This is a genomic window from Kitasatospora sp. NPDC032150 (genome assembly GCF_055579945.1).
In genome coordinates, this window is the sequence record NZ_JBVIMH010000007.1 from 233,448 (window position 1) to 260,343 (window position 26,896).

General features: G+C 71.9%; 21 protein-coding genes. 9 read left to right on the forward strand and 12 right to left on the reverse strand.

The annotated features are described in order from the left end of the window. Window positions 1-73 precede the first annotated feature (73 nt). Complete coding sequence (locus ACZ5ON_RS11695; RefSeq protein ID WP_465589307.1) at window positions 74-1,018, forward strand: L-tyrosine/L-tryptophan isonitrile synthase family protein; 945 nt, start codon at window positions 74-76, stop codon at window positions 1,016-1,018. Window positions 1,019-1,235: 217 nt separating this feature from the next. Here ACZ5ON_RS11695 and ACZ5ON_RS11700 read toward each other — a convergent pair whose 3' ends face one another. From ACZ5ON_RS11700 to ACZ5ON_RS11730, 7 genes are all read right to left on the reverse strand, one after another. Continuing rightward, window positions 1,236-2,027, reverse strand: coding sequence for an ABC transporter ATP-binding protein (locus tag ACZ5ON_RS11700; protein ID WP_465589444.1), 792 nt, complete (start codon window positions 2,025-2,027; stop codon window positions 1,236-1,238). 7 nt (window positions 2,028-2,034) lie between these two features. Continuing rightward, a complete protein-coding gene (locus ACZ5ON_RS11705) occupies window positions 2,035-3,120 on the reverse strand; it encodes a FecCD family ABC transporter permease (RefSeq protein WP_465589310.1) in 1,086 nt (361 codons plus the stop codon). Continuing rightward, entirely contained in the window at window positions 3,120-4,214 is a 1,095-nt protein-coding gene (locus ACZ5ON_RS11710; RefSeq protein WP_465589313.1) for an ABC transporter substrate-binding protein, read from the reverse strand. The genes ACZ5ON_RS11705 and ACZ5ON_RS11710 overlap by 1 nt, the downstream gene beginning before the upstream one ends. Window positions 4,215-4,406: 192 nt before the next feature. Next, entirely contained in the window at window positions 4,407-6,185 is a 1,779-nt protein-coding gene (locus tag ACZ5ON_RS11715; RefSeq protein ID WP_465589316.1) for a cholesterol oxidase substrate-binding domain-containing protein, read from the reverse strand. Window positions 6,186-6,601: 416 nt separating this feature from the next. Further along, window positions 6,602-7,684, reverse strand: coding sequence for a Zn-dependent alcohol dehydrogenase (locus tag ACZ5ON_RS11720; protein ID WP_465589319.1), 1,083 nt, complete (start codon window positions 7,682-7,684; stop codon window positions 6,602-6,604). 73 nt (window positions 7,685-7,757) lie between these two features. Next, window positions 7,758-9,176, reverse strand: coding sequence for an aldehyde dehydrogenase family protein (locus ACZ5ON_RS11725; protein WP_465589322.1), 1,419 nt, complete (start codon window positions 9,174-9,176; stop codon window positions 7,758-7,760). Between the two features lie 287 nt (window positions 9,177-9,463). Next, window positions 9,464-9,874, reverse strand: coding sequence for an organic hydroperoxide resistance protein (locus ACZ5ON_RS11730; protein WP_465589325.1), 411 nt, complete (start codon window positions 9,872-9,874; stop codon window positions 9,464-9,466). 143 nt (window positions 9,875-10,017) lie between these two features. On the opposite strand from ACZ5ON_RS11730, the gene ACZ5ON_RS11735 reads away from it, so the two are divergent. Continuing rightward, window positions 10,018-10,512: a MarR family winged helix-turn-helix transcriptional regulator gene (locus tag ACZ5ON_RS11735; protein ID WP_465589329.1), complete on the forward strand. Its 495-nt coding sequence runs from the start codon at window positions 10,018-10,020 to the stop codon at window positions 10,510-10,512. Window positions 10,513-10,945: 433 nt separating this feature from the next. Here the strand turns inward: ACZ5ON_RS11735 and ACZ5ON_RS11740 are convergent, their stop codons facing one another. Then, the gene (locus ACZ5ON_RS11740) at window positions 10,946-11,149 is read right to left on the reverse strand and encodes a hypothetical protein (RefSeq protein WP_465589332.1); all 204 of its coding nucleotides are present in this window, start codon (window positions 11,147-11,149) and stop codon (window positions 10,946-10,948) included. Window positions 11,150-11,360: 211 nt separating this feature from the next. On the opposite strand from ACZ5ON_RS11740, the gene ACZ5ON_RS11745 reads away from it, so the two are divergent. The 5 genes from ACZ5ON_RS11745 to ACZ5ON_RS11765 all read left to right on the forward strand — a co-directional run bounded on the left by ACZ5ON_RS11745 (window position 11,361) and on the right by ACZ5ON_RS11765 (window position 16,640). Further along, entirely contained in the window at window positions 11,361-11,840 is a 480-nt protein-coding gene (locus ACZ5ON_RS11745) for a DUF6153 family protein (protein ID WP_465589335.1), read from the forward strand. A 74-nt stretch (window positions 11,841-11,914) separates the two neighbouring features. After that, window positions 11,915-12,667, forward strand: coding sequence for a DUF305 domain-containing protein (locus ACZ5ON_RS11750; RefSeq protein ID WP_465589338.1), 753 nt, complete (start codon window positions 11,915-11,917; stop codon window positions 12,665-12,667). A 121-nt stretch (window positions 12,668-12,788) separates the two neighbouring features. Next, complete coding sequence (locus tag ACZ5ON_RS11755; RefSeq protein WP_465589447.1) at window positions 12,789-13,949, forward strand: permease; 1,161 nt, start codon at window positions 12,789-12,791, stop codon at window positions 13,947-13,949. A 122-nt stretch (window positions 13,950-14,071) separates the two neighbouring features. Further along, window positions 14,072-15,154, forward strand: coding sequence for a C40 family peptidase (locus tag ACZ5ON_RS11760; RefSeq protein WP_465589341.1), 1,083 nt, complete (start codon window positions 14,072-14,074; stop codon window positions 15,152-15,154). Between the two features lie 136 nt (window positions 15,155-15,290). Then, a complete protein-coding gene (locus ACZ5ON_RS11765; RefSeq protein ID WP_465589344.1) occupies window positions 15,291-16,640 on the forward strand; it encodes a lytic transglycosylase domain-containing protein in 1,350 nt (449 codons plus the stop codon). Window positions 16,641-16,701: 61 nt separating this feature from the next. Here the strand turns inward: ACZ5ON_RS11765 and ACZ5ON_RS11770 are convergent, their stop codons facing one another. After that, the gene (locus ACZ5ON_RS11770) at window positions 16,702-18,537 is read right to left on the reverse strand and encodes a right-handed parallel beta-helix repeat-containing protein (RefSeq protein ID WP_465589347.1); all 1,836 of its coding nucleotides are present in this window, start codon (window positions 18,535-18,537) and stop codon (window positions 16,702-16,704) included. A 94-nt stretch (window positions 18,538-18,631) separates the two neighbouring features. On the opposite strand from ACZ5ON_RS11770, the gene ACZ5ON_RS11775 reads away from it, so the two are divergent. After that, complete coding sequence (locus ACZ5ON_RS11775) at window positions 18,632-19,576, forward strand: TetR/AcrR family transcriptional regulator (protein ID WP_465589350.1); 945 nt, start codon at window positions 18,632-18,634, stop codon at window positions 19,574-19,576. Between the two features lie 182 nt (window positions 19,577-19,758). Here the strand turns inward: ACZ5ON_RS11775 and ACZ5ON_RS11780 are convergent, their stop codons facing one another. Then, on the reverse strand, window positions 19,759-21,399 hold the full coding sequence (locus tag ACZ5ON_RS11780) for an APC family permease (protein ID WP_465589353.1): 1,641 nt from the start codon (window positions 21,397-21,399) through the stop codon (window positions 19,759-19,761). 859 nt (window positions 21,400-22,258) lie between these two features. Here ACZ5ON_RS11780 and ACZ5ON_RS11785 point away from each other — a divergent pair. After that, window positions 22,259-24,577 (forward strand): heavy metal translocating P-type ATPase, encoded by a 2,319-nt coding sequence (locus ACZ5ON_RS11785; protein ID WP_465589450.1) that lies wholly within the window; start codon window positions 22,259-22,261, stop codon window positions 24,575-24,577. 338 nt (window positions 24,578-24,915) lie between these two features. On the opposite strand, the gene ACZ5ON_RS11790 is transcribed toward ACZ5ON_RS11785, so the two are convergent. After that, window positions 24,916-25,716: a DUF4232 domain-containing protein gene (locus ACZ5ON_RS11790; RefSeq protein ID WP_465589356.1), complete on the reverse strand. Its 801-nt coding sequence runs from the start codon at window positions 25,714-25,716 to the stop codon at window positions 24,916-24,918. A gap of 323 nt (window positions 25,717-26,039) precedes the next feature. After that, complete coding sequence (locus ACZ5ON_RS11795) at window positions 26,040-26,804, reverse strand: LPXTG cell wall anchor domain-containing protein (protein ID WP_465589359.1); 765 nt, start codon at window positions 26,802-26,804, stop codon at window positions 26,040-26,042. Between the last annotated feature and the right edge of the window lie 92 nt (window positions 26,805-26,896).

The following is a 26,896-nucleotide window of genomic DNA, read 5'->3' on the forward strand; positions in this document are numbered from 1 at the left end:
TCCGTTCCATCGCGTCCGGGCTCCACCGCCAGACGCCGGGACGCCATACCGCCATGCCCTCGTGGAGGACCCCATGCCGCCCGCCGGCACCATCGCCGCACCCGGCTTCGATCAGGTGACCCGCACCTGCGCCGCCGTCCTGGAACTGCTGCTGCCCCACCGCCGGGCCGCCGACCCCGAACAGCCGGCCGCGGCGGAGGACTTCCCGCACCAACTGCGCCAGCTGGCCGCCTTCGTGGCCGTCGGCGATCCGATCGTGTTCACCCTGCCCGGCTTCCCGTGCAAGTCGCCGAACCCCGCCAAGGTGCTCGGCCACCTCCCGGACGAGGGCGAACGGCTCTCACTCGGGTTCCTGGACCGGCTGTGCGCGGCCGTCCGCGAGATCCACCCGCCCGGTGCCCGGATGGTGATCTGCTCCGACGGCCATGTCTTCGGCGACCTGATCCGCGTCCCCGACGGCCACATCGACGCCTACTCCGACGAGTTGCGGGCCGTCATCCGGCGCGAGGGTCTGCACCACCTCTCGGTCTTCGACCTGCGCGACGTCCTCGGCGATCTCCCGCACGACCGGAAGCGCGCCCTGGTGCACGCCCGCTACGCCCCGACCCTGGAGCAACTGCGCGCCGAGATCCACTCGGACTCCGACACGGAACGCCTCTACTGCGGCATCACCCGGTTCCTCCTCGACGACACCGCCGACTTCCCCGGCACCAGATCCGCGCTGCAGCGCGAGTGCCGCCGCCGCGCGTACGGGGTGATCCAGCGCAGCCGCGCCTGGGGTGACCTGATCGCCGACCAGCACCGCCGCTCGGTCCGCCTCTCCATCCATCCGCAGCGGCGCGGCGCGGCCAAGTTCGGCATCCGACTGCTCGACGCCCGCGACGCCTGGACCACCCCCTGGCACTCCTGCGTCCTCCACCGCACGGACGGCAGTTGGGAACTGCTCAAGCGCCAGGACGCCGAACAGGCCGGGCGCCTCGTCCTGCGCGACGGGCGCCCGAGCCACTACGAGGCCTGACCGCCGCCGACCCACTTCCGAGGAGCAGTGGCGGCCGGTCGGATGTACCGGCCGGCCGTCACGGGGTCGGAGGTGGAGCCGCCGGGGCGACCGGGCGGCTCGGGCGCGGTCCGCGGCGACCTCGTGAATGCGGCGCCGGCAGGGCCGGAATACGGCTGCCGGTCGACATGGTGACTGTTCATCAGACGCGGCAATGCCCGATCGCGGCCGGGCGGGCTCAGGACGGTGACACGGCACCGACCGGGCTGCGGTGGTCGAAGGCGATCAACGGGTCGCCGGTGAGCGGGTGGTCGACCACCGCGGCCCGGACGCCGAAGACCTCGGCCAGCAACTGCGGGGTGAGGACGTCGCGCGGTCTGCCCGAGGCCACCACCTCGCCCCGGTGCAGGACGTGCAGGCGGTCGCAGAGCGAGGCGGCGGCATTGAGGTCGTGCAGCGAGATCAGGGTGGTGCGGCGCTGGGCGCGCAGCAGGGCGAGCAGTTCGACCTGGTGCTGGACGTCGAGGTGGTTGGTGGGTTCGTCCAGCACCAGGACGTCCGGCTGCTGGGCGAACGCCCGCGCCAGGAGCACGCGTTGGCGTTCTCCGCCGGAGAGGGCGGCGAAACCGCGGCCCTCGTGGCCGGTCAGTCCGACCTGGGCGAGGGCGTCGGCCACCGCCACCCGGTCCTGGGCGCTCTCCCCGGCGAAGGCCCGCTGGTAGGGCGAGCGGCCCATCGCCACCACCTCGCGGACGGTGAACTCGAAGTCGCTGCCGCGCTCCTGGGGCAGGGCGGCGAGGTGGCGGGCGGTCTCGGCGGGGGCGAGTTCCCGGATGTCCCGGCCCGCCAGCAGCACCCGGCCGGCCTGCGGTCTGAGGTGGCGGTAGACGGTGCGCAGCAGGGTGGACTTGCCGCTGCCGTTCGGTCCGATCAGACCGGCGATCTCGCCCTCCTCGGCGACCAGGTGGACCCCGGAGAGGATGCCGCGACCGGAGAGGGTGACGGACACGTCGTCCACGGCGATTCGCATCATCTCTTCAGCGCTCCAGGCGTCGGTCGAGCAGGTAGAGCAGGGCGGGGGCGCCGATCAGCGCGGTGACGACGCCGATCGGGACCTCCTGGTTGTCCAGCGTCGTCCGGGCGACGGTGTCCACGGCGACCAGCAGCACCGCACCGGCCAGGGCGCAGACCGGCAGCAGCCGGCGGTGGTCGCCGCCGACCACCAGACGGCAGGCGTGCGGCACGAGCAGGCCGACGAAGCCGATCGCGCCGGAGACGGCGACCAGCACCCCGGTGAGCAGGCTGGTGACCACGAAGAGCTCGCGGCGCAGCCGGGCCACGTCCACGCCGAGTCCGGCGGCGGTCTCGTCGCCCATCAGCAGGGCGTTGAGCGCGCGGGCGCGGGCCTGCAGGACGAGCAGCCCGGCCGCCACGGCTGCGGTCGGGATGGCGAGTTGGCTCCACTGGGCGCCGCTGAGGCTGCCCATCAGCCAGAACAGCACGCCCCTGGTCTGCTGTTCGTCCCCGGCCTGGAGGACCAGGTAGCTGGTGAAGCCGGAGAGGAACTGGCCGATGCCGACTCCGGCCAGCACCAGTCGCAGCGGGGAGAAGCCTCCTCTGCGCCTGGCGATCGTCCAGACCAGGGCGAAGGCGGCGAGTGCCCCGGCGAAGGCGGCGCCCGATGCGCCGAACCCGACGGCACCGCCGACGCCGGTGCCGAGGACGACGGCGGCGACCGCGCCGAGTGACGCGCCGGAGGAGATGCCGAGCAGGTAGGGGTCGGCGAGCGGGTTGCGCACCAGGGCCTGGACGGCGGCGCCGACCAGGCCGAGGCCGGCACCGACCACGGCGGCCAGCAGGGCGCGTGGGGCCCTGAGTTGCCAGACGATGAGGTCGCGCGAGCCGGACTCGGCCGCGCCGCCGGTGAGCCGGCGGCCCACCACGGACCAGACCTCATCGACCGGGATGTCCACCGACCCCAGTGAGACGGCGGCGGTCAGCGCTGCGATCAGGGCCGCGCCCAGCAGCGCGGCGGCGATCTTCGCCGGTACCGTCCGCACGCGCTGCCCCGGTCCACCGTCGGGCCCGGCTTCTCCCGTCCGGGTGACGGCCGGTGCCGCCATCACTTCACCAGGTCGGGGTGGACGGTACGGGCGATCTGCTGCACCGTGTCGGCGTTGCGGACTCCGGCGATGGTGGTCACCTCGGAGCCGATCCTGACGAAGTGGCCTTCCTGGACGGCCTTCAGGCCCTTGGTGGCGGGGAAGTCCCGCAGGAACTGCGCGGCCTCGTCGAAGGCCTTGGCGGTCTCCGCCTCGCTGCCCCGGTTGCGGACGCCGAGCTGGATCCAGTCGGGGTTCCTGGCGACCACGTCCTCCCAGGCGACCGGCTTGAAGTCGCCGTCGCAGTCGGCGAAGACGTTGCGCGCTCCGGCCAGGGTGATCACCGCGTTGGCCACCTGCCTGCCGCAGACGGCCATCGGCTGCTTGGTACCGGCGTCGAAGTCGAAGAAGAAGTAACCGGGCCGCCGGTCGGCCGGGACCGCCTGCACGGCAGCCTGGACGGCGCCGGTCTTCTGCGCCATGGCGGCGGCCAGTTCGTCCGCCCTGGCGGTGGTGCCGGTGACCTCGCCGAGGCGCTTGATGTCGGCCACCACCTCGGCGAGGTCCTGCTGCGGGCCCTTGAGCGTGGCGGCGCAGGCGGTGGAGTGCAGGTAGATGTGCTTGATCCCGGCCGCCGCGAACTCCTGCTCGGTGGGCGCCGAACCCATCGCACCGCCCATGCCGCCACCACCGCCCATGCCGTTCGTGGCGGCGAAGGTGTCTAGGTAGAGATCGGCGCCGGAGCCGAGCAGCTTCTCCTTGGCGATCACCGTCTGGCCGAGTACCGGGACCTTGGCGGCCTGCGCGGCAAGGTCGTCCGGCAGGGTGCCCTTGCCGGGCGGGAAGCCGGTACCGATGACCCGGTCGCCCGCGCCGAGCCGGAGCAGCATCTCCAGGCTGGAGGCGTTGCTGGTGACGATCCGTTTCGGCGGGGCGGTGAAGGTGGTCTCGGCGCCTCCGCAGTCGGTGACCTTCACCGGAAAGCCGCCGGCGCTCGCCCCGGCCGCCTGACCGGTCGCCTCGCCGGACGGCCCGCCCGACGAGCCGTTGCCGCCACAACCGGTGGCGAGCAGGGCCACGGCGGCGGCCAGGCCGCACAACACGCGAGAACGCATGGAACTCTCCTGGAAATCCGGGTGCAGACAGGCCGCCGCTGCGGCCCGGACCAGGTAGTCGTACCGGACGGGTACCGGGTTCCCGTGTGTTTCCGGATCTTCTCTCCGCACTGCCGGACCTCCCCTCCTCCTGGTGGTGAACCCTGCTCCAGCGGCCCCGAGTTGCCCGCACCAGTCACCCGGTCGGGGCGGTCACCTGAGCAACCCGTCGAGCAACGGGTTGCCGAACACCCGGTACGGGTCGTGGCGGTCCAGGGTGGCGACGGCCTCGTCCCAGCCCGGGCCGCCGCCCGCCCGCAGGCTGTCGGGGATGACCCGGCCCAGCATGTCCGGGTCGGCCCAGGCGGCATCGGCGGTGTAGGCCCAGCCCTTGGACCACTCCACCCGCAGCCCGGCGCGGCTGCCGTCGAAGGTGCGCTGCAGGAAGCCCTCCAGGTCCCGGCAGAACCGGTGCAGTCCGGGCGTGTTCGGGAAGCTGAGGATGTCCAGCCAGAGCGCGGTGTCCCACTCCGGCCGGTCCTGCCGGGGCCGCAGCGCCGAGAGCAGCGGCGGACGGGCGCCCGGCACCCCGGAACTCGCCGGGTCGTCCAGGCCGGTCGTCCGGACCTCGACCGCGCCGTTGACCGGGTACTCGCCACGGGCCTGGTACTCCGCGACCAGCTGCTGGTAGTACCGGGTGAACTCGCTGACCGCCCACTGCAGATCGGCTCGGCGGACGAGCACCGCATAGCCGTTGGCGGTGACCCGCAGGGTGGTGGGCCGGACGTACTGGAGCAGGTGGCGGGAGGCTCCCCAGAGGTCCGAGCGCAGGCCGTCGGCCAGCAGGTGGGTGAGGATGTCGCCGGTGAGCAGGTCGCGCAGCAGGCCGCCGGAGAGCAGCACGTCGGTCAGGTCGCCGGTGAGGCCGATCGTCGCGACCAGGTACTGGAGCTGCCCGAACAACGGTGCCAGGCTCCAGGAACCGCCGACCAGTTGGCCGGCCAGTTCGGCGACGGGCTTCGGGACGTTGTCCGAGAAGGGGTAGTTGTAGGGCTCGCTGACCGCGCGGGCGGCGAACGGCCGGCTCGGAGTGACGTGCCAGGTCTTGAGCCAGGGGTTGGCGGTGTAGGCGAACCAGATCGCCTCGGCCCTGCCGTCCCGGTTGACGAAGTCGGCCCACGTCCGGCCGCCGGATGCGGCGACACTGCCGGGCGCGGCGAACAGTTCGGTCGCGGGGATGTCCAGCCGGCTGAGGCAGCGCAGCTGCTGGTCGGCGCCGACGCGCAGCTGCACCTCGGTGAGGAAGGCCCGGCCGAGGTTGACCAGGAAGGCCGCGCTGTCGGCCTCCGAGCGGTCGAAGGTGCGCAGCACGTAGCGGTCGGTGGCGGGGTCGCGGACGACGGCGGTGAGCGAGGTGACCTGGTTGCTCAGCGTGCCGTAGCCGTGGCCAGGTCGGGGAGTCTCGCCGGTGGCCGGGAGGGCGGTACCGTGGCCGCCGATGGCGAGCACCCCGCCGACGGTCAGATCGCCGGGCGCGGGGCAGGCGGCGACCCCGAGACCGCGCTGCCCGAGGAAGCCCAGCAGTTCCTCCATCCCGGCGCCCGTCTGCACGCGGACCGTCGAGGAGTCCACCAGGGACATCCCGGTGAGGTACTGGCTGGTGTCGACCAGCAGCACCTGGGCGGAGGCCGGTGTGCCGTCGGCGACGGTGAGCGGTGCCCAGCCGTGCCGGTGGCCCTGGGCCCGCAGCCGCCAACCCGCCGACCGCGCCCAGTCGGCGAGTTGGGCGATCTGCTCCGGGGTGCTCGGGGCGCACGTCCAGAGCTGGTCGGTGCGGATCTCCCCGGCCCAGTTCTCGAAGACCCGCTGGTAGGGCGCGATCCCGGCCGGGAGGCCGGGCGGTGCACTGCCGACCGCCTGGGCGCTCTCCACCCCCACCGTGCCGCGCAGCAACCAGCCGGCCCCGCCGAGTGCGGCGGAGGCGGCGAGCATCCCCCGTCTCGTCAGCCCGCCACCACTCGCTCCGCCCCGCCGAGCACCTTCGCGCAGTTCGCCGGTCATGATCGCCCCCACTTCCCACGGCACTGTTCAGGTCCGGCCCAGACGCTAGGACAGCGCACCCGGGTGCGGCTATCGAACAGATCAACGATCACTCGTTCGAGCGAAACATCCCCCCGTTGGCCGGTGATGCAGACTGGAAGCGATCAGAGAATCAGACGATGCGTCAGCCCGCGTGTGTCACGCGGAATCCCGGCCCGGGGCGGTCTGCGGGCACCATCATCCGTCCACCCCGGGCAGAGCGACCGCACCCAGGCAGCGGACACACCACCGCACACGCGCACTCCGGCTCCCGCCGCCTCACCGGGCACCTGGTCCAGACCGCGCGGCTGCCCGTCAGCGGCAGCCCGTCAGAAGACGACCAGTGAGCGTCCGCCGCGCCCCTGCGCCATCCGCTCGAAGGCCTCCGGGATCTCCTCCGGCGAGATCCGGTCGGTGATCAGCGCCTCCAGGTCCAGCCGCCCGGACCGGACGTGCTCCGCCAGCACCGGGATGTCCTTCGCCGGGTCGCTGTTGCCGTACACGGACGCCGTCAGGGTGCGCGCGAAGTAGAAGATCTCCAGGGCGGAGAAGGAGACCAGTTCCTCCTTGCCCCCGATGCCGACCACCGTGGTCCGCCCTCCCCGGCGGGTCGCCGACCAGGCGGCGCGGATGGCGTCCGCCCGCCCGACGCACTCGAAGGCGTGGTCGGCGCCATGGCCACCGGTGAGCTTCCGCACCGCCTTCGCGGTGGTCCGGTCGGCGGCGAGCAGGAACTCGGTCGCCCCGTGGCGTCGGGCGAGCTCCTCCTTCTCCGGGCTGACGTCGACGGCGACGATCGGACCGGCCCCCGCGATCCTGGCCGCCTGGAGGGTGGCGAGGCCCACGCCGCCCAGTCCGTAGACCACCACCGACTCGCCTTCCCTGACCCGGGCGGCGTTGTGCACCGCGCCGTAGCCGGTCAGCACGGCGCAGCCGAGCAGGGCCGCCGAGGTCAGCGGGATTCCCTCGGGTAGCGGGACCACGGCGCGTTCGGCGACCACGGTCTCCTCCGCGAACGCCGCCACCCCGAGCCCCGGGTAGACACCGGTGCCGTCCGCGAGCGAACCGTAGACGGACGTGGCGCCTTCGCCGGAGCGCTCGCACAGCCACGGTTCACCGATCCCGCACAGGTGGCAGCCGCCACAGGCGGGCGCCCAGTTGAGCACGACCTGGTCGCCGGGACGGACGGCGGTCACGCCCTCGCCGACGGCGGTCACGGTCCCCGCGCCCTCGTGCCCGAGGACGGTCGGCGTCTCGGTGCGCAGGGTCCCGTTGGAGAGCGACAGGTCGGAGTGGCAGACGCCGGCGGCGGCCAGCTTGACCCGGACCCGCCCTGGTCCAGGCTCGGGCAGGTCGATCTCGGTGAGCTCCAGCGGGGCTCCGACGGCACTGAGCAGGACGGCACGGACCATGGCGTTCCTTCCTTACGGCGATTGGACGGCCGGACGACCGGACGACCGGAACCGCGCGAGTATCGCAGGAGCCTCAGTACTGCAGCGACTTGGTCTGCAGGAACTCCTCCAGCCCGTGCCGTCCGAGCTCCCGTCCGACTCCGGAGCTCTTGTACCCGCCGAAGGGCGCGAGCGGGTTGAAACGGCCGCCGTTGATGTGGACCTGGCCGGTGTCCATCCGGCGGGCGAAAGCGGCGGCGCTCTGGTCGTCGGCCGCCCAGACCGAGCCGGCCAGGCCGTAGTCGGTGCCGTTGGCGATCTCCAGAGCGTGCTCCTCGTCACGGTAGGCGAGGATCGCGAGCACCGGGCCGAAGACCTCCTCCCGAGCCACCGTCATCTTCGTGGTGACGTCCGCGAGCACGGTCGGGCGCACGTAGTAGCCCTTGGTGAGCCCCTCGGGCGCCTCGGCGCCACCGGCCACCAGGCGTGCGCCCTCCGCGAGTGCGCCGGTGATGTAACTCCGGACGCGCTCCCGCTGCTTCGCGTTGACGACCGGTCCGAGCCGGGTGGCGGGGTCGGCGGGATCCCCGGGGAGGTAGGCCTCGGCGGCCTTGGCGGCGATCGCCACGGCCTCCTCGTACTGGTCCTCGTGCACCAGCAGCCTGGTCCAGGCACTGCACGTCTGGCCGGAGTTGGCGAAGACGTTGGCCAGGTTGACGTTCACGGCGCGGTCCAGGTCGGCCCCGGGCAGCACCACGTTGGCGGACTTGCCACCGAGTTCCAGCGCGACCCGCTTCACGCCCCGCCCGGCCACCTCGGCGATCCACCGGCCGACGGCGGTGGAACCGGTGAAGGAGACCAGGTCCACGCCGGGATGTTCGGCCAGGGCGGCACCGGCCTCCGGTCCACGGCCGGTCACCAGGTTGAACACCCCGGCCGGGAAGCCCGCTTCGTGGACCAACTTGGCGAACAGCCGGGCCACCAGCGGCGTGTCCTCGGCGGGCTTGAGCACCACCGGGCAGCCGGCGGCGAGCGCCGGGAAGACCTTGGCGACGATCTGGTGCAGCGGGTAATTCCACGGCGTGATCGCGGCGACGACCCCGGCGGGCTCGGCGTACACCGTGGAATTGCCGACCTGCTCCTCGAACTCGTACCCGGCCAGGATCTCCAGGTACGAGCCGGCGACTGCGAGCGGCAACGCGGCCTGCACCGAGGCCGCGAACCCGATCGGCGCCCCCAGTTCGGCGACGATCGTCTCGGCGATCTCCTGCTGCCGGGCGGCCAGGCCGTCGCGAAGCCGGGTGAGCGGCGCCAGGCGCTCCGCGCGGCCGGTCGCACCCCAGGCCCGGGCCGCGGCCCGGGCGGCGCGCACGGCGGCGTCGACGTCCTCGGCCCCACCGGCCGGAACGGTCGCGATGACCTCCTCGGTCGCCGGGTTCAGCACGGCGACGGTCTCCGCCGTGAGCGCGGGCCGCCACTCACCGCCGATGTACTGATCCGAGTACTCCTGCACGGCTCTGCCCTCTCCTCCACCGCCGGCCCGCACCCCGGACCGGCCCGCCAGGTCCGCGCCGGTCACCCGAGACGGCCGACCGCCTTGACCGGCGCTGCCAGTCAAGGCGGTTGAGGGCAGCTGCGCAAGGGGGCGCCACTGTCGTCCGGGTACCCGAGCCCTGCTCCGGGCCGAGCGGCGACCGCACCGGTCACGGAGCCGGCAGGCACCGGTTTCGGGGCCCGCCGGCGCCAGCCGGCCGCACCGGCTCGCCGATGTCGCACCGACCGGCCGCACCGACCGGCCGACTACTCGACGACCAGCTCGACCGGGATGTTGCCGCGGGTGGCCTTGGAGTACGGGCAGACCTCGTGCGCCTTCTTCACCAGCAGCTCGCCGGTCTCGCCCTGCAGGGCCTCCGGCAGCTCGACCCGCAGGGTGACGGCGAGGGCGAAGCTGGTTTCGTCCTTGCCGATGCCGACCTCGGCGGTCACCGAGACGTCGCTGGTGTCCACCTTCGCCTGCCGGCCGACCAGGCCCAGGGCGCTGGCGAAGCAGGCGGCGTAGCCCGCCGCGAACAGCTGCTCCGGGTTGGTGCCCTCGCCGCTGCCACCGAGCGCGGTCGGCATGGCCAGCGCCAGGTCGAGCCGCCCGTCGGAGCTCACGGCCCGGCCCTCGCGGCCGTTGGCGGTGGCAACAGCGGTGTACAGCGCGTCCATGGGACTCGCCCCTCTCCTTTGTCCGAACCCGTCCGGGCTCATCCGATCGGCGACCCGACTTCCGGACCGCCCGACAGGGCAAGTAGAGCACACAATTAAATTGCGCACAACTAAAACGGGCGCGGTACGGATACCCTGAGAACATGACCGCCATCGACCTGCCCGCCGACCCGCCGCAGCCTTCCGACGACCAGCTGCTCCGCCTGGACAGCCAGGTCTGCTTCTCACTGCATGCCGCCTCGCGCGCCTTCGGCGGCGTCTACCGGGTGGTCCTCAAGGACCTCGGGCTCACCTATCCGCAGTACCTGGTCATGCTGGTGCTCTGGGAGCACGGCGAACTGCCGGTCAAGCAGATCGGCGAGTACCTGCGACTGGACTCCGGCACGCTCTCCCCGCTGCTCAAGCGGCTCGAGACGGCCGGACTGGTCCGCCGCCAGCGCAGCAGCGAGGACGAGCGGTCGGTCACCGTCCACCTCACGGACGCCGGCACCGGGCTGCGCGCGCAGGCACTGCACGTACCGCGCCGGATCGCGGCCGCCACCGGTCTGCCACTCACCGAGATCGCCGCCCTCCAGACGATGCTGCGCCGCGCGACGGCCGCACTCGACGCCGCGGACCTCGACACCGCCGCGCCGTAGCGATCGGCTGCCCGACCCGGCGGGCGACACCGCCGAGTGCGCGGTCCAACCCGCAGCGTCGGGCTCTCCCTCCAACCGCTGCACCCCACCGGCGAGTTCGCCTCGCCACTGCTCGGCAGCGACCGCGCCCTCGGCCGGTTGGGCAACCGGCTCTCCGCCCACGGCGCCCACCTCGCGCTTGGCCGGCTCTACGCCCCGGCCGTCCGGCACCTGCGCCGCCGGCTTCCGCCGGCTCGGTCTGACCGGGCAGCGCCCGGGCGCGGTGCGGGACCTGCTGGCGCGGATGGCCGCCGAGCAGGCCCCGTCTCCGGCGACCCGGCGGGCGCGCGGCCCCTGCGGAGCTGTCGGGACCGCACTGCGCCGTCTCCGGCGACCCGGCGGGCGCGCGGCCCCTGCGGAGCTGTCGGGACCGCACCATTCGCCGCCCCACCGGTCAGTCGAGGTACGCCATGGCCAGGCGGCAGCGCGCGCCCGCGGCCGGGACTCGCTCCTCCCGTTCGGCCTCCGGTGCCGCCACCGCGGTCCCGACCGGCCGCAGTTCGAGCCGCGCCGGTGCGGGTACCACCGTCGGACGGCCGAGCGCACTCCCCCTCGGCGATCCGTTGACGACGACGGCGAGTCGATTGCCCTCGATCATGGCGCTTCGCTTCCTTCCGGAGGTACCGGTTCTGGCGGGCCTGCCGCCCGCCTCTCCAGTGCAGCCCCACTCTGGCCGGTCCGCATCCGGCATTGACGTGTGGACTACGCGGATCCCGCCGACCTTGACGACACCTTGACGCCTCCGGCCCGGGGCTGCGGCGGGGAGTCGGGCACACGAACGGGCACGGGGCTGCCCTAGAGTGGGCGCGATGGAAACGCTCACGCCCCGGCACCCGGTGGCCGGTCGCCACCGGTCGGCCGGAGTGCGGGCGTTGGCCGTACTGGCGTTGCTGCTCGGGCTGCTCGGAATGCACGCGTTGGCCGGTCCCGTCGGCGACGTGGCGCATCCGCAAGGGCACGAACGGCGGTCAACGACCCAGCTCGTCACCACGGCACTGCGGGCCGTGACACACCGGGCCGCGACTCAGCCCGTCATGGCGCAACGAACCACGGCGCAGCTCACCGGCGACGGTGACGGCCGGTGCGACTGCGACGGCCGTCACCAGGCGCACGCCGGGAGTGTCTGCCAGGCGTACGGCCTCGGTTCAACGCCGGTGCTGCCGCCGCTCCGACCGGGCCTCGACACCTCCGCCCACGGCCCGTCCCCGTCCCTCGCCGACGCATCTGTCGGCCTCACCACCGGGCGCGGTCCGCCCTCCCTCGCCGCCCTCCAGCTCCTGCGCATATAGGCCTGGCCCTCCCCGCACCCCGGGTGCGGCCACGCCCATGTCCTCATTCCTCCAGTACGCAGGAGCTTTTCGTCATGTCCGTTTCCACCCACGTTTCCACCCACGTTTCCACCCGCATGGTCCCCTCCCGCGCGTTCGCCCGCCGGATCGCCGTGACCGGTGCGGCCGGTCTCGCGGCGCTCGCCCTCGCCGCCTGTTCCGGTGGCAGGTCCGGCTCGGACCAGGCCGGTTCGCCCACCGCACCGTCCGCGCCCGTCTCCGCGCCCGTCTCCGCGCCCGCGCCGGCTTCCCCTCCGGCGGCTTCGGCCTCGGCTTCGGCCTCGGCTTCGGCCGGTGACCACGACGCCACCGACGTCTCCTTCGCGCAGGCGATGATCCCGCACCACCGCCAGGCGGTCGCGATGGCCGAACTGGCCGCGGAGCGTGCCTCGTCCGCCCAGGTCAAGGAGTTGGCCGCGAAGATCAAGGGCGCCCAGGACCCGGAGATCACCATGATGAGTGGCTGGCTGACCGGCTGGGGCAGCCCGGTGCCGGACGCCGGCATGTCCGCCGCGATGCCGGGCATGGACCACTCCGCCGGTTCCGGCCACTCGATGCCCGGCATGATGGCCGACGACGAGATGGCGAAGCTGAGGTCGGCGTCCGGCGCGGACTTCGACAAGGCGTTCCTCACCATGATGGTGACCCACCACCAGGGCGCCGTGACGATGGCCGCGGACGAGCTCGCCAAGGGCACCTACCCGCCCGCCAGGACGCTGGCCGGATCGATCAGCACCGCACAGACGGCCGAGATCGCCGAGATGGAGAAGCTCCTCCCGGCGGGCTGAGCGGCGACGGCAGCAGGAGCAGCGTGACCCGGTGGGGCACCGGCCCGGTTGACCCGTGCCCCACCCCGGGCATCCCCCTATCAGGCGCCGCCTCGCCCGGAGGAGTTCTGCCATGTCCGTCGTGACCGCGGTACTGCACGCCCTGTCGATCACCGGGTCGATGACCTGGGAGATCACCTGGGCGCTGATCCTCGGCTTCCTACTGTCCGCCGTGGTCCAGGCCGTGGTGCGCAAGTCCACCGTCTCCGGGCTGATGGGCGACGACCGGCCGCGTACGCTGGCCGTCTCCGCGCTGCTCGGCACGGCCTCGTCCTCCTGCTCGTACGCGGCCGTGGCGCTGGCCCGTTCGCTCTTCCGCAAGGGGGCCGACTTCACGGCAGCGATGGCCTTCGAGATCGCCTCGACCAATCTGGTCGTCGAACTCGGCGTACTGCTCGCCCTGCTGTTGGGATGGCAGTTCACGCTGGCTGAGTTCATCGGCGGGCCGGCCATGATCGTGCTGCTGGCGCTGCTGTTCCGGCTCTTCCTGCGCACCAGGCTGCTCGACCAGGCCAGGGCGCAGGCCGACCGGGGCCTCGCCGGATCGATGGAGGGCCACGCCGCGATGGACATGTCGGTGTCCGGCCAGGGCCCGTTCTGGCGCCGGTTGCTCTCCCGGGAGGGCGTGACCGCCACCGCCCACGTCTTCGTGATGGAGTGGGCCGCGATCTGGAAGGACCTGGCCGGCGGGCTCCTGATCGCCGGCGCCATCGCAGCCTGGGTGCCTGACTCCTTCTGGCAGGCGCTGTTCCTGGACAGTCACCCGCTCGCGGCGAAGTTCTGGGGACCGCTGGTCGGCCCGCTGGTCGCAATGGCCTCGTTCGTCTGCTCGATCGGCAACGTGCCGCTGGCGGTGGTGCTCTGGAAGGGCGGCATCAGCTTCGGCGGGGTGGTCGCCTTCATCTTCGCCGACCTGCTGATCCTGCCGATCCTGAACATCTACCGGAAGTACTACGGCGTGCGGATGGCGCTCTTCCTGCTCGGCACCTTCTACGCCGCGATGGTGCTGGCGGGCTACACCGTGGAGCTCCTGTTCGGCGCACTGGGCATCATCCCGGACCACGCGGCGGCCAGCGTCCCCATGGGCGGGGTCCGGTGGAACTACACGACCTGGCTGAACCTCGTCTTCCTGTTGCTCACCGCCCTGTTGACGGTCCGCTTCGTCCGCACCGGGGGCCTCGCCATGCTGCGGATGATGGGCGGCGCGCCGGCCGACGCCCGCGACCACGAGCAGCACCGGTAGAGCATCATCCCGATCAAGCAACAGTTGCGCCAAGACTCAGTAAATACTAATTTCTATGCACGGTCCGCGCCAACCACCGTTGCCCGCCGATGTCTTGACCGCGAACGAGGAGTGACGCTCCGTTGGGGAACCATCGCCGCCCTAAGCCCGCCGGCCGCACCCGGATGACCATGCTGGCGGCGACGGCGGGAGCGGCCACCGTCCTTCCCGTGGCCTCGGCCGCCCATGCCGCGCCGAGCGGGAACACCGAGCAGGTCAAGGCCCAGGTGGACAAGCTCTACGAGGAAGCCGAGGTTGCGACCGAGAAGTTCAACAAGGCGGGCGAGCAGCAGCAACAGCTCCAGGCCGAGGCGTCCAGGCTTCAGGACCGGCTCGCCGCACAGCAGGCGAGGATCAACGAACTGCAGTCCACCCTCGGTGCGGTGGCCGCCGACCAGTACCGCTCCGGCGGGGTGGACCCCTCCGTCCAGCTGATGCTCAGCGCCTCCCCCGACGAGTACCTGCAGCGCGCCGGACTCCAGGACCAGGCGAACGACCAGCAGGTGGCCGCGCTGCACCTGGCCCGGCAGCTGCAGCTCTCGATGGACCAGACCCGCAACGAGACCGCCGCCAAACTGGCCGAACTCGACCGCGCCCGGCAGGATCTGACCGAGCGGAAGCATGAGGCGAAGGCGAGGCTGGCCGAGGCCCAGTCCATACTCGACGGCCTCGAGGCCACCGACCGGGCCAAGGTCCTCGCCGACGGGAACGACCAGGCCGCCTCCCGCGGTTCGGGCCGCACCTCCCCCGGTGATTCGTCCGGTTCCGCCGTCGGCGGCTCGTCGGGTTCCGTCGGCGGCTCGTACACCGGTCCGGCGAGCGGCCGAACCAGGAGCGCGCTGGACTTCGCGTACGCACAGCTCGGCAAGCCGTACCAGCCGGGCGGCGTGGGCCCGAGTTCCTTCGACTGTTCCGGGCTCACCCAGTCCGCCTGGCGTGCGGCGGGAGTGTCCCTGCCCCGGACCACCTGGGACCAGTGGAACGCCGGCCACCATGTCTCGCAGTCCGACCTGCAACCCGGCGACCTGGTCTTCTACTTCCAGGACCTGCACCACGTCGGGATCTACGTGGGCGACGGCAAGGTGCTGCACGCCCCGCGGCTCGGGAAGAACGTCCAGATCGTCCCCATGGACGTCATGCCGTACATGGGCGCGATCCGCCCCTGACAGGGCAACCGGCAACCGCCGCCCGGGCTTCGATCGGCGCTCATCGAACGTTCGGACAACCGAGCTAAGCTGGCGCGGCGTTGACACATCGTCCCGCCCGCATACCGGTTTTTTCGAACATCAAGGGGGGAATCGGATGACCGTTTTCAAACAGGTCATAAACCGAACAAGAACACAGAAACGGGCAACCTGGGCGCTGGCCGCCCTCACCGCGGCCGCCGCGCTGACAGGTTCTCAGACGCTGCAGCTTTCCTCGGCGTCGGCCTCCGGCACGGACGCCGCGGCCGGCCAGTCGGCCGACGGCGGCGGTCCGCGGGTCCTGCAGCAGCCGCCGGTCAAGCCGGCCACCCCGCCCGGGAGCACCGCACCGGGAGCGGGCTCGAAGAGCACCGCCATCCTCCCGAACGGCGCTTCGCTGCCCGACACGGTCTACACCGCCTACCGCAAGGCGGAGGACGCCCTGGCCATCAGCTCGCCCGGTTGCCACCTCAAGTGGCAACTGCTCGCGGGCATCGGCCAGGTGGAGTCCGGGCAGGCCAACGGCGGCCAGGTGGACGCCAACGGCACCACTCTGACGCCGATCCTCGGCCCGGCCCTGGACGGGAACAACGGCTTCGCCGCGATTCCGTCCAGCGACGGCCGCTCCGGCTGGGACCGGGCCATCGGGCCGATGCAGTTCATCCCCTCCACCTGGTCGGCCTGGGGCACGGACGGCAACGGCGACGGCAAGGCCGACCCCAACAACGTCTTCGACGCCGCACTGACGGCCGGCCGCTACCTGTGCGCGGACGGCCGCGACCTGTCGGACTCCGGGCAGCTCGACCGGGCCATCCTCAGCTACAACTACTCGACGGACTACCTCAACACCGTCAAGAACTGGATGCTCCACTTCGAGAACGGCGCCACCGTCACCCCCGACCGGCCCGGCGATCCGTGGAGCATGCCGAAGCCGATCCCGGTGCCGCCCACCACTGGCGGCTGGTACCCGTCGCGCCCGACCCCGAGCCCGTCGTCGGCCTCCCCGAGTCCGTCGGCCAGCGCGAGGCCGAGCAACAGCCCGTCCGGCACGCCGAGCCCGTCGGCAAGCCCGAGCGGCAGCACCTCGCCGTCGCCGAGCCCGTCGGCAAGCCCGAGCGGCAGCACCTCGCCGTCGCCGAGCCCGAGCGGCAGCACCTCGCCGTCCCCGTCGCCGTCCCCGTCGCCTTCGGGCTCTACCTGCCCGAGCCCGAGCGGGTCACCCAGCCCGAGCGCGTCGCCGAGCCCGAGCGGCAGCACCTCGCCGTCGCCTTCGGCCAGCCCGAGCCCGTCGGCCTCGCCGAGTCCGTCGGCAAGCGGGTCCGCCTCGCCGTCCCCGTCGCCGTCACCTTCGGGCTCCACCTGCCCGAGCCCGAGCGGGTCACCCAGCCCGAGCGCGTCACCCGGCCCGAGCGGCAGCGCCTCGCCGTCGCTGACGCCCGCACCGTCCCCGGCGTCGAAGCACCACTGAGCCTCGTGCCCCGTCTGAGCCCCCGGGAGTCCTCCCGGGGGCTCAGTGCTGTTCCCTCTGATCAGCCGTCCGCGGCAGCGCCCCGGCCGGCCGTCGCCAGGATGTCCGCCCCGGCTGGGTCGGCGGCCAATGCCTGTTCGAAGCCGTCCTTCGGCAGCACGGTGTTCCCGGCGACGACGACCCCGGCCGGCGGGTCGTCATAGCCCTCCGGCCGGTCGTCCCAGAAGTTGCCGAGGAACGCCACGTTCTCCAGCGGCGGCGTCACCCTGAGCACGATCGGCGTGTCCCCCCGGTGGACGACATTGCCCAGCACGGTCACCCAGGCGGCGCCGAAGTCGGTGTACAGGCCGAAGTTGTACGAAGTGACGGTGTCACGGATCACATTGCCGCGCACCAGGGTGCCGCCGGCGTACGAAGAGCCCTGGCGCCCGTTGAGATAGATGCCGCCGCCGTCGGCGAGCACCGTCATGGTGCGGTGGATCAGGTTCCCGACGACCTGTACCCGGGCCGCCCGGTCACCGCCGACGAGGATGACGCCGCAGTAGGGCACGTCATGGATCTCGTTGTGCGCCACGGTCGTGTCGCGGGCGTCCGCCACCCACACGGCGGGCGAGCCGTGGTACTCGCGGCCGATCCGGCGGATCAGGTTCCGCTCCACCCGGGTACCGGTGCCGGCGGCCACGGCCACGCCGCTGCCCGAGACGTCCTCGATGACGTTGCCGAGGATCGCGTTGTCCTGCCCCGGCCCCGAGAAGCCGACCGCTCCGGCGCCGAGCCGGGTGAACCTGTTGTCCGCCAGGGTGATCCGCACCCCGCCCGCGAACTCGACGTTGGCCGGCAGCATCGCCGGGCGCTCCGGCACCGCCAGCCGGGCGTTGCCCTCGGCGAGCTCGACCTGCCGCAACGGGCCGCCGTCGTAGTAGCCGTTGCCGTGGAAGTGCAGGAACCCGCCGGGTCCGCTCGGCCCGGTCCAGCCCGCGTCCGCGAAGGTGAGTCCGCGCAGGGTCACGTCGTGCAGCGGCCGCTCCTCGGTGCCCCGGCCGGCGACCAGCCGCTCCAGCACCGGCGCCACGATCTCCGCCCGCGCCGGGTCCTCCCCGGGCAGCGGCAGGTAGTGGAGGACGTGGCGGCCGGGCACCGACCGGTCGAGGGCGAAGCTGCCCGGCTCGGTGAGGAAGCTCACGCTGTTCTCGGCGGAACTCGGCGCGCCGATGGTCGCCCACACCCCCGAGGAGCCCGCACCGGGCGGGAACTCACCGGTCCACTGCGCCCGGTAGAGCTCCCTGGCCCACCCGAACCCGGGCTGGGCCATGGTGATCGTGGTGGAGTCCGCGTCACCGCTGATCTCCGCCACCCGGCAGCGGGCCTCGGACCACGGATAGACACCGGTGAAGACGAACTCGATGCTTCCCGGATCCCGCCAGCTCTGCGGAATCTCGCTGTCCGTGACGAAACCCGCCTCGGTTATCGTCACGGCCCCGGGAATACCGGGACTGATCGAGGCTCGCGGGGCCGGATGGCCGTTGACCTGGAGCTGCCTGGTCTCCAGCTCACCGACCTCGGCCCGCCAGACGCCCGCCTCGTCGGGCCGCCAGCCGGTGATCCGGCGACCGCCGCTGATGACGGCCTCCTCCCGCTCGTCCGTCCCATGGCCGTGGGCCTGGTAGACGACCCGGTAGCCGTTCTCCCCCGAGTCGCCCTCCTCGCCACTCAGCACGAACGGTTCGGTCAGCACGTGGGTCCCGGCCCGCAGGGAGACCACGAGGTCCGACCCCATGGCTCCGGTGCGGGCCCGCACGGCCCGCTGCGCTGCGGGCAACGTGGCGAACGGCCGATCGAAGGTACCGGGCCAGGAATCCCGACCCCAGGGCGCGACGTAGAGCTGGTTCTCAACCATGGGACAGCCTTCCCCAGAGGTGTTTATGGCATACACAGCGTGTACACCATAAACGTCCGGCTAAGGTGGATGTCAAGGACAAGGAGGGCAGAGCGTGACTGGCCAGAATCCGGCCCCGGAGAATCCAGCACCAAAGACTCCGGCCGCCGAGAACGTCGCGGCGGATCCGGACCGCACCGTCGAGTTGCTCTGGAGTGCCGGCGAGAGCCGGGACCGGGCGGGGCTCAGCCTGGACCGGATCGTGCGGGCCGCCGTGGAGATCGCCGACGCCGAGGGGCTCGCGGCGCTGTCCATGCGCAGCGTGGCCGAGCGGCTGGGCTACACCACGATGTCGCTGTATCGACATGTCCCCGGCAAGGCGGAGCTGGTCGAGCTCATGCGGGACGTGGTGATCGCCGAGTCGGCTGCCGGGCAGGGCGACGGCGAGGACGACCTTGATTGGCGGGCCGCTCTGGAGGCCTGGGCCCGGGCGCACTGGGCGATCCACCTGCGGCACCCCTGGCTCGTCCACACCTCAGGCAGCCGGCGGCTGCCGGGGCCGAACATCATGGCCGACTACGAGCACGGCCTGCGGATCGCCGAGCGGACGGGGCTGCGCGCCTCCGAGGTGATCTCGGTGGTCGCGCTGGTCGCGGGCTTCGTGCAGACCTCCGCCCGGCAGTTGCACGACTTCCTCCGCGAGGAGCGGGATTCCGGTGTCTCGCACAAGCAGTGGTGGAGCGGCCAGGACGGCCTGATCGAGCACCTGGCGGCCTACCCCACCCTCGGCAGGCTCTGGCAGGCCGGCGGCTTCGAACGGCCCGAGGACCCGTTCGACTTCGGGCTCGCCCGGACCCTCGACGGCGTCGAGCTGCTGGTCCGGAGCCGCCGTAGTGAAAAGAGTGACGAAAAGGTTGCTCCGGCACCGGGCCGCTCGCCCGCCGGTCACTGCACGGTCTGCGGCACCCCCCTCGAAGGGACCGCCCGGGGCCGCCCGCGCGACTACTGCTCCCGGGCCTGCCGTCAACGCGCCTACCGCCGTCGACAGGCGACCAGCTAGGGCCGCCCGAGGGGGCGCGCAGACCTGCCGCCGCCGCATGCACGGGCGGAGCGCCGTCGTGGCAGGGGTTCGCCCGGTGGCTGGAGAACGCCACAGGGGCGCGGGGACCCGCGCGGACCGGCCCTCCGCAGAGGTCCCTGGTCTCGCGCGCGGTTCCCCGCGCCCCTGGTGCTACTCGGTTGTCAGCCGGCGACCGGCGCGGCCTCGTCGGCCGTGGCCGACTCGGCGGCCAGCTCCTCGCGCACCTCGGCGAGCGACGGGTTCTCCCAGGAGCTGCGGACGCCCCAGTAGTAGAAGGCCAGACCGATCGCGGCGACGATCAGCAGGTCCCAGCCCTCGGGCAGGTAGCCGTGGCCACCGTAGTCCGCGCTGCCCGCCCAGGAGACACCCGCCATCACCAGCAGGTAGCCGACCATCCAGCAGCCGGCCAGCAGGTGCGGCTTGAGCACGGCCCACGGCTTGCGCAGCTCGTACCAGGCCCAGATCGGCAGGCCGGCGGCCATCAGCACGATGACCTTGCCGGTGAGCGGCCACTTGGCCCAGTACAGCACCAGCGAACCGAAGACCATGGCCACCGGCGCGATGATCGGCATGGCCTTCAGCTTGACCGGACGCGGCAGCTCCGGTGCCAGGCGGCGCAGCGACATCACGGCGACCGGGCCGGTGATGTACGAGATCACGGTGGCCACCGAGACGATCGAGGCGAGCGAGCCCCAGCCGCGGAAGACCGCGAGGAACAGGAAGGCGATGAACAGGTTGAGCAGCAGCGCCGGGCGCGGGATTCCGGTCTTGGGGTCGACCCGGCCGAAGATCGACGGCAGGTGGCCGTTCTCCTGGACACCGTGGATCATGCGCGAGGTGGTGGCGGCGTAGATCATGCCGGTACCGCTCGGCGAGATGAAGGCGTCCGCGTACAGCACCATGGCCAGCCAGTTCAGGCCCCAGGCCAGCGCCAGGTCGGCGAGCGGGGACTTGTAGTTGATGCTGCCCCAACCGTGCGCGAGGTCTCCGGAGGGGACGGCCAGCAGGAAGGCGAGCTGCAGGGCGATGTAGATCACCAGGGCGATCAGGATCGAGGTGATCACGGCCTTGGGCAGCGACTTGCCCGGGTTGCGGGCCTCGCCGGCCAGGTTCAGCGGGGACTGGAAGCCGTTGTAGGCCCAGACGATGCCGGAGGTGGCGACCGCCGTGAACACCGCGCTCCAGCCGTTGGGGGCGAAGCCGCCGTGGTCCTGGAGGTTGTGGGTGTCGAAGTGCGACATCAGCAGGGCGCCCGCGGTGAGGGCGGGCACGACCACCTTGAAGACGGTGATCGCCGTGTTGGTCTTGGCGAAGAGCGAGATCGCGAACCAGTTCAGGACGAAGTACACGATCAGCAGCACGCTGGCCAGGGCCACACCGCTGCCGGTGAGCTCCTGCCCGTCGTACAGGGCCTTGGCCCAGCCGAAGCTCCAGGAACTCATGTACTGCACGGAGGCGGTCGCCTCACCCGGGATGACCGAGACGATGGCGATCCAGTTCGCCCAGGCGGCCAGGTAACCGGCCAGCGAACCGTGCGAGTACTGGCCGTAGCGGACCATGCCGCCGGCCTTCGGGAACATCGATCCGAGCTCGCTGTAGGTGAGAGCGATCACAAGTGCGACGGCCGCACCGATCACCCAGGCCAGCGTCGCGGCCGGACCGGCCAGCTTGGCGGCTCGCGCGGCACCGAACAGCCACCCGGAACCGATGATCGAGCCGAGGCCGACCGCGGTCAGGCTGATGGTTCCGAGTGAGCGGCGGTAGTTCTGGTCTGACCGCTTTGTCGGCTCAGGCGCGCTCAATGTGTCGCCCCTTCGGGTTGGTCGCCAGGGCCTCCGGATGAGGCTCCTGTCCTGATCGGCACCGGCCACGAAGTGACTTCAAACCACGGCCAGGCAATGCGTCGCAGACTAAGCGACCAACTCGGACGAAATGCTCATACAAAGCTCAAATCGTTCGATCGTTGCCATCTTGTGTCCGATAGCCGGTTGCCTGGTTCACGCGAAATCTGCGCAGGTCGCAGGCATCCGCCCAGTGAACCATGACAGCCGTGGGTACTGCGGACCAGCGATGATCCACCGGGAGCCCCGGCCCGGACCTCAGCAGGGTGAGCGCGGAGGGGCGATCGATGCCGCGCCCGCTCCCTGGACGGCGCGGCTGGCCAGCTTGACGGCGACGTTGCCCGCCAGTCCCGTAGCCAGCGAGCCGACGGCCCGCGCGGCAAACCCCCGGGGGGTACTTGCCCACAGATACCCCTGGGGGGTACCGTCTAGACCGCCAAGACGAACAGGCGGGAGGTCACGGCATGGCCGGGTGCATCGAGTCCAAGAGCGAGATCACCAAGCGGCTGCGCCGCGTCTGCACGTGCACCCGGACGGCATGCCCGGTGACGGCCGTACCCCCGCAGGCCCCGGCATCACCTTCTACGCCACCGTGCCGAGCGCCGGCGACTACCGGCTCTTCGTGGACTTCAAGCACGGCGACACCGTGCACACCGCCGCCTTCACCGCCCACGCCGAACCCGGCACCGGCCCCGCCGAGGCCGGCGACGGGCACGGCGGCCACGACGGCCACGACGGCCACCAGCACTGCCGCGACCCCGGCCGATACCCCCCACCCGTACCCAGAACGCGCCGACCGCAGTACCCCCGAGGAGGGGTGATGAGCTCCGCAACCCAAGACAGGACCCTGCCCGCCGGCAGTGCGCAGATCGAGCTTGAGATCGGCGGCATGACCTGCGCCTCCTGCGCCGCCCGGATCGAGAAGCGGCTGAACAAGATGGAGGGCGTCACCGCCACCGTCAACTACGCCACCGAGAAGGCCAAGGTCACCTTCCTGGAGTCGATCGAGCCGCAGGCCCTGGTCGCCGAGGTGGAGAAGGCCGGCTACACCGCCGCGCTTCCCGCGCCCCCGGCCGCCGAGCAGCCTCAGGAGGCGGACGAGAGCGCGCCCCCGGCGGCCGACGAACGGGTACGGGCGCTGCGGCAGCGGCTGCTGGTCTCGGCCGCGCTGACCATCCCGGTGATCGCGATGGCGATGGTCCCGGCGATCCAGTTCACCTTCTGGCAGTGGCTCTCGCTCACCCTGGCCGCCCCGGTCGTCGCGTACGGGGCCTGGCCGTTCCACCGCGCCGCCTGGACCAACCTGCGGCACGGCGCGGCGACCATGGACACCCTGATCTCGGTCGGCACGCTGGCCGCCCTGGGCTGGTCGCTGTACGCGCTGTTCTGGGGTACCGCCGGCACACCGGGCATGACGCACCCGTTCGAGCTCACCATCGGGCGCAGCGACGGCTCGGGCAACATCTACCTGGAGGCCGCCGCCGGCGTCACCACCTTCATCCTGGCCGGCCGCTACTTCGAGGTCCGTTCCAAGCGACGGGCCGGATCGGCGCTGAAGGCGCTGCTGGAGCTCGGCTCCAAGGACGTCGCGGTGGTCCGGGACGGCAGTGAGCAGCGCGTCCCGATCGGGCAGCTGGCCGTCGGTGACGTCTTCGTGGTCCGTCCCGGTGAGAAGGTGGCCACCGACGGTGTGATCGTCGAGGGCACCTCGGCGATCGACGCCAGCATGCTGACCGGCGAGTCCGTCCCGGTCGAGGTCTCCTCCGGCGACGCGGTGGTGGGTGCGACGGTCAACGCCGGCGGACGGCTGATGGTCCGTGCCACCAGGGTCGGCGCGGACACCCAACTCGCCCAGATGGCAAGGCTGGTGGAAGACGCACAGAACGGCAAGGCCGAGGTTCAGCGGCTGGCCGACAAGGTCTCCGGGATCTTCGTGCCCGTGGTCATCACCCTGGCCGTCGCCACCCTCGGCTTCTGGCTGGGCACCGGCGCGGGCATCAGCTCGGCGTTCACGGCGGCCGTCGCGGTGCTGATCATCGCCTGCCCCTGCGCCCTGGGCCTGGCCACTCCGACCGCGCTGATGGTCGGTACCGGGCGCGGCGCCCAGCTCGGCATCCTGATCAAGGGCCCCGAAGTGCTGGAGTCCACCACCGGCGTGGACACCGTGGTGCTGGACAAGACCGGTACGGTGACCACCGGTCAGATGACCCTGGTCGAGGTCGTCCCGGCCGAGGGTGAGGACAGCGAGCGGATCCTGCGCCTGGCCGGCGCCCTGGAGGACGCCTCCGAGCACCCGATCGCCCAGGCGATCGCCAAGGGCGCCGTCCAACGGATCGGTACCCTGCCGCGGGTCGAGGACTTCGCCAACATCGAGGGCCTGGGCGTACAGGGTGTGGTGGCCGGTGACGGCACCAGCCACGCCGTCCTGGTCGGCCGTACCCGCCTGCTGGAGGAGTGGAGCCAGCACCTGACTCCCGAGCTGGAGCGGGCCAGGACGGAGGCCGAGGCCAAGGGCCGCACAGCCGTCGCGGTCGGCTGGGACGGCAAGGCGCGCGGGATCGTGGTGGTGGCCGACGCGGTCAAGCCCACCTCGGCCGCCGCCGTCCGCCAACTGCGCGCGCTGGGACTGCGCCCGGTACTGCTCACCGGCGACAACGCCTCGGCTGCCCGCGCGGTGGCCGACGAGGTCGGCATCGAGGAGGTCATCGCCGAGGTGATGCCCACCGACAAGGTGGAGGTGGTCAAGCGCCTCCAGGGCGAGGGCCGCAAGGTGGCCATGGTCGGCGATGGCGTCAACGACGCGGCCGCGCTCGCCCAGGCCGACCTCGGGCTGGCCATGGGCACCGGCACGGACGCCGCGATCGAGGCGGCCGACCTGACCCTGGTCCGCGGTGACCTGCGGATCGCGGCGGACGCCATCCGCCTCGCCCGGCGCACCCTGGCCACCATCAAGAGCAACCTGTTCTGGGCTTTCGCCTACAACGTGGCCGCGCTGCCGCTGGCCGCCGCCGGACTGCTCAACCCGATGATCGCCGGCGCGGCGATGGCCTTCTCGTCGGTCTTCGTGGTCTCCAACAGCCTCCGGCTGCGTCGCTTCGACGCCCTGCCCGACAACCGCGCCGCCGAGTCGACCGCCTGACGGGCCGCCACCGTCGACCGTCCCCCGTGAGGCCGCCCGACCGCCCGGTCCGGCGGCCTCACGGCATCCGGAAATTCGATCAATTAGCTACCACATTCCGTAGTAATTTCGCAGATTCACAGCGCATCGACATGTCAGAGAATCGACCGCGCTCCCCCGACCTGCTCCGCATCCGCCGCGCCCCCTGAGAACCGCGACGTCCACCGGGCAGCGTCCGAAGCGTGGGGCTCTGCACCAACGGCGAGCTGACCACGCACATCCGCAGCGGGCAGCACCCGGGGCGCGAGGCCCTGCCGCATCGACCGCGTACGCAACCGGCCGAACGCCCTGGTGGAGCGTCACTTCATGACGGGTGCGCTCATCCACATGTGGTTCTCGCAGACGGCGATCGCCACCCGCTTACCGTGCGCGTCCGTCATCCTGAGCCCGAGACCGACCTCGTGCGGTGCGGCGTGCGGCGGACGCACCTGCCCCTGGGCGAGGTCGTCCGACGGGAAGTAGCAGATGCCGCCGGGGCCCGGCACCTCGCTGTAGTGCAGGTCGACGACCGCGGAATGCCCCGGCGCCAGCACCAGCCGGGCAGGCGCCGTCCTGGCCGCGACCGCAACCACCTCGGGCCCCTTGCCGACGTGCACCCGGAACCACGGATATCCGTCGAAGGCACACGCCGCACCGCCGCCGTTCTGCGCGGTCAACCGCGCCACGGCCGGGTCCCCGGACGCCGCCTGTGCGCGTTCCAGGTGCACCAGGGTCCAACGCAGCTGCCTGGACGTGCAGTTGACCGCCGCCTTGTCCGACGCAGGCAGCGAGGCCATCCCCGACGGGGCCGGTCCGGTCGCCGTCGCGGAGAGCGAGGCCACCGGTGACGCCGTGTCGGACGCCGCCAGCGAGCTCGCCGGTACGGCGCTGCCCGAGGGCGCACCCGTACTCGCGGAGGCGTTCGGCCCCGCGCTCACCGTGCCGGAGGCCGACTGCGCGCCGGAACCGGAGGCCCGGGCACCCGGAGAGGAGGTATGACCGGCCGCCGAGGCGGTCGACGTGGCCCCCGCCGCCTCGCCGTCCCCCTCCGGCCCGCAGGCACTCACCGACAGGACCAGTCCCGCCGCTACCGCCGCACCGGCCATCAGCCGTCTGTTCATCCAAGCCTCCCCCGTAGTCGTACCGGGCGATGACCTCGCCTTCGCCACCGCCCTCACCCTCCGGACCGTGAGTTCTGTGAGCCTAGAGGACCCGACGGACACTACACCGGGACACCTCCGTCTCCTGCGGGAGGCAGGCCGAGCGGACCGGAACTCGCATGACAGCACCGCGTGCGCCGGGCCGGGATCCGCCCGACCTGGCGCACGCGGTGCTCGCCTTCTACTCTCCGCTCCCGTTCCTCTCCCCGCTCCTCCTTCCGGTGCCTGTACCCGATGCCTGCACTCGCTCCGTTCCGGCCCCGCCTCCCCGGGGACAGCCCCGGTCAGTCCCGGGTGGCCCGGCGGAGTACCAGCAGCATCGCGCCGACCGTCGCGAGCAGCGCGGAGAGCAGCATCATCGGGGTCTGCACCGAACCCGTGTGGGCCAGCTCACCGTGGTGCTGCTTGTTGCCTTCCTCGTGGTGGTGGCCCTCCTCGCCCTTGTCTTGGTGGTCCTCCTCGCCCTCCTCGTGGTGATGACCGCCCCGACTGGGCTTGTGGCCCTCCTGCTCCTGTTCCTGCTTGACCGTGCTGTCGTTGGTGAACGAGACCGTGACGGCCTGGCCGCCCTTGGTCTGAATCGTCGACTGGTCCTGCCCTTGGTCCTTGCCGTGCTCGTGACCCTTGCCGTGCTCCTCGGCGTGCTCCTCACCCTTGTTGCGGCCCTCGGCGTGCTCCCCGCAGCGTTCGTCGCAGTGGTTACCACGCGGGGTCACCGACGCGAGGCCGGGTAGGTCGGCCGGCCCGGGCGTCCTGTAGCGGTTCTCCCACTCGGGCGCACCCTCGAATTCCTGCCGCTCGATGCTGTCGGCGCCTTCGTCGGCCTGCGCGACCTCCTCCTCGGGAAGTGCCATTTCGGGGCCGGCGTTGTCTTCCGTTCCCACCTGGCCGAGAAGCTCGGACACCCAGGGGGAATCACTGATCCCCGTGTCGCCGGGCATGACATCCGAGGTCCAGTCGGAGTGCGCGTGCGCTGGGCTGCCTCCCAGCACTACCAGGGCGAACGAGGTCAGTCCCGACACGACGAGACCGGCTGTGCGGGTCTTCATGATGCTCCCAATGTGATCGACAAAGCGGATTCTCTGTCTACAACAAGGGCCGATTTATCCAGCGCATACACACAGCACTATCAAAAGATCGA